Consider the following 2,831-nt stretch of genomic DNA (forward strand, 5'->3'; position numbering starts at 1 on the left):
TCTGCACTCTCGCATTAGACCTGCGCCATGCCTCCATCGACGGCGAGATCCACACCGGTGATGTAAGAACTCTCGTCAGAGGCGAGGAACGCAACTGCAGCCGCGATTTCCTCGGGGACGCCTCTACGACCCATCGGGATCTGCGTGGTGAACTGTGCGACCGCCTGCGCGGCCTGCTCAGCGGTAAGGCCCGTCGTCGTCGCCAAGGCCGGGGTATCGATTGCTCCGGGACTCACACAATTCACGCGGATGTGGCGGTCCTTCAATTCCAAAGTCCAACCGCGCGAGAAGTTGCGCACGGCAGCCTTGCTCGCAGCGTAAGCAGTAAATCCGGGAAGCCCGAGCACGTTTGAGACCGACGAATTCAAGATGATCGAGCCGCCGTCCTTGAAGAGGGGAAGGGCCTTCTGCACCGTAAAGAACAGCCCCTTCACGTTCACGTCGAAGGTCTGGTCAAAATGCGCCTCGGTAGCTACCGCGAGCGGCGCGATTGTCCCTGCGCCCGCGTTCGCGAAGAGGACGTCGATGTGACCATGTTTTTCCTTCACGACGGCATAGAGCCGGTCCAGATCTTCCAGGCGCGACACGTCGCCCACGACCGTCGTCACGTTTCTCTTGACGGAGGCGGCAGCCTCCACCAGCTCTTTTTCTCGTCGCCCAGTGATCACGACGTGCGCACCTTCTTCCACGAAGCGCTTGGCTGTAGCCAAGCCAATGCCGCTGCTTCCGCCCGTGATGACTGCAACCTTGCCTTCTAGTTTCTTCACAATCCTTGACCTTTCGTGTGTGGTGACGCAGCGCCGCTGTTCCGATTGGTGCAAGGCGCAGTACCATTTGGATCACCGATCCAGATTCAAATTCRTAGCATCCGAACCAGTGATCCAAATATACGGATCAGTGATCCGTTTGTCAAGGAGCCTATGCGAGCCGACGCCCAGAAGAATCGAACCCATCTCCTTGCGGTCGCGCGAGAGGTCGTCGCCGAGCACGGTGTCAACGCATCCATGCGCGATATAGCGCGCCGGGCCGAGGTCGGATTGGCCACCCTGCTTCGTCATTTCCCGACGCGGGAAGACTTGTTCGAGGCGCTGCTGTGCACACACCTGGACGCATTGGTACAGACGGCAAGCGGACTCGAGGAGTCGGATGCACCCGGTGAGGCGCTCGTTTCATGGTTCCGCGAATGGATGGCGTTCGCGCAGAGCTATCGAGGCGTTGTCGCCATGATGGCCGCCGCCCACACGAACCCGGAGTCCGCTCTTTATGCCGCGTGTGCAGCGGTGCACTCAGCGAGCGCGCGCCTGCTGCTTCGCGCACAGGCCGACGGGCAGGCGCGCACCGACATGAATGGGGACGACTTGTTCGGCCTGATGTCGGCGCTCGGTTGGCTTGTCGACCTGCCGGCGTTCGCGCCACGGGCCGATCATCTATCCCACATCGTCGCCAGCGCCATCCTGCCGAATCCGCCGAGTCGCGGTGTCGCCAAGCGACCTGCCAAGCCCGAGCGGTGAGGCTTGGCCATGCCGGCCCCGACGCGTCCATCCGTGCGGCCCACGCCGTGGCCTGCGTGTCGATGTACTCGCGGATCGTAGCCAGCCTGCCGTCCCGGATCCTGATGCCGAGAACGCAGTGGTCCTCGAATGGCTTGTTCGTGGCCTTGATTTTTCCGTCGCGACGCCGCGGCGAACTGAAGCGACCGGTCGAGGGCGTCAGTGACAAGGTGCTCATCCAGCCGCTGAATGATCTGGAGGCCGATCGGGAGCAGGCGCGAACAAGCTACAACGAAGTACCGCCGCGCGTGGACCATGCGCCGACCCCACTCGGTCGCGGCTTGGCCGACGCGATCATCCCGCTGTGCACCTGAGGAACCAAGGCCCCCCAGGTCAACCGCGTCGTCGAGAGAAAGTGAAGCCGCAACGGCCCAGGCGGCCGGCAGCGAGGCGGCAGCCAGAGCGACTGCGCGCAGGACGTGTTTTGACATTGGAGACTCCGAGGACGAACGCTAACGCGGCTGACGTGCGGACGCGCCATCGCACGGAGTGCCCGTCCGCCTCCATCATGGCGGCCATCATCCCGACGTCTGCCTGTTGCGGGCAGACGTACTGCGCCACCGCCAGCTGCGAGAACAGCAGCGACAGCACCACGAAGAACGGGCCTTGCTCTTCGCCAGGGCCCGGTACTTCGGCGCTGCTACTTTGCGGGCTGGATGTCGGTTACCGTGATGGCACCGTTCACCCGGTCTGCGGAGAACTTCACCTTGTCACCTTCCTTGATGGTGTCGAGCATCTTCGGGTCGGCAACTTTGAAGACCATCGTCATCCCGGGCATATCGAGGTTGCCAATTGGGCCGTGCTTGAGGGTCACCTTGCCCTGCTCCTTGTCGATCTTGCGAACCTCGCCGTCGCTGGACGGAGCAGCAGCGGAGGACGCAGCAGGCGCATGGTGGGCCGAGTGGTCGACACCAGAAGCAGGGGAGGCCTGCGCTTGCGCGCCGAAGGCGGAGGCAAGCAGAACTGCGGCAATCACGTGATTGAACTTCATCTTGGGAACTCCTTCAGGATTTCGGGTAGTGAGCGAAGACGGTCTCGCGACCGCTCTTGTCAATGAGGAAGACGTCATAGGGGTCCTTGCGGTCCCCGACCTCCATGCCAGGTGAACCGGGCGGCATGCCCGGTACGGCGATGCCAATGGCCGTGGGTCGTGTTGCGAGCAACCGCTTGACCTCCGGACCAGGGACGTGACCTTCGACGACGTAGCCATCGACGATGCCGGTATGGCAGCTGCCGAACTTGTCCGGCAGGCCGTAGCGTCTGCGGGTCACGGTCGTATCG

The 2,831-nt window shown here is 62.8% G+C and carries 5 protein-coding genes; 2 read left to right on the plus strand and 3 right to left on the minus strand.

Annotated elements, in window-relative coordinates:
- Window positions 1–14 precede the first annotated feature (14 nt).
- Window positions 15–767: an SDR family NAD(P)-dependent oxidoreductase gene (locus AC1D15_RS25390; RefSeq protein WP_477828168.1), complete on the minus strand. Its 753-nt coding sequence runs from the start codon at window positions 765–767 to the stop codon at window positions 15–17.
- Window positions 768–920: 153 nt separating this feature from the next.
- Here AC1D15_RS25390 and AC1D15_RS25395 point away from each other — a divergent pair, with 153 nt between their 5' ends.
- Both AC1D15_RS25395 and AC1D15_RS25400 read left to right on the plus strand, forming a co-directional pair.
- Entirely contained in the window at window positions 921–1,511 is a 591-nt protein-coding gene (locus AC1D15_RS25395; RefSeq protein WP_477828169.1) for a TetR/AcrR family transcriptional regulator, read from the plus strand.
- A complete protein-coding gene (locus tag AC1D15_RS25400; RefSeq protein WP_477828170.1) occupies window positions 1,508–1,864 on the plus strand; it encodes a winged helix-turn-helix transcriptional regulator in 357 nt (118 codons plus the stop codon). The genes AC1D15_RS25395 and AC1D15_RS25400 overlap by 4 nt, the downstream gene beginning before the upstream one ends.
- A gap of 326 nt (window positions 1,865–2,190) precedes the next feature.
- Here AC1D15_RS25400 and AC1D15_RS25405 read toward each other — a convergent pair whose 3' ends face one another.
- Both AC1D15_RS25405 and AC1D15_RS25410 read right to left on the minus strand, forming a co-directional pair.
- Window positions 2,191–2,541, minus strand: a complete 351-nt coding sequence (locus tag AC1D15_RS25405; RefSeq protein ID WP_477828171.1) for a copper-binding protein — start codon at window positions 2,539–2,541, stop codon at window positions 2,191–2,193.
- Window positions 2,542–2,554: 13 nt separating this feature from the next.
- Window positions 2,555–2,831 (minus strand): DUF411 domain-containing protein (locus tag AC1D15_RS25410; RefSeq protein ID WP_477828172.1); only part of this gene is annotated, 277 nt, incomplete at its 5' end.

Source organism: Rhizobacter sp. P2_H2 (genome assembly GCF_056403375.1).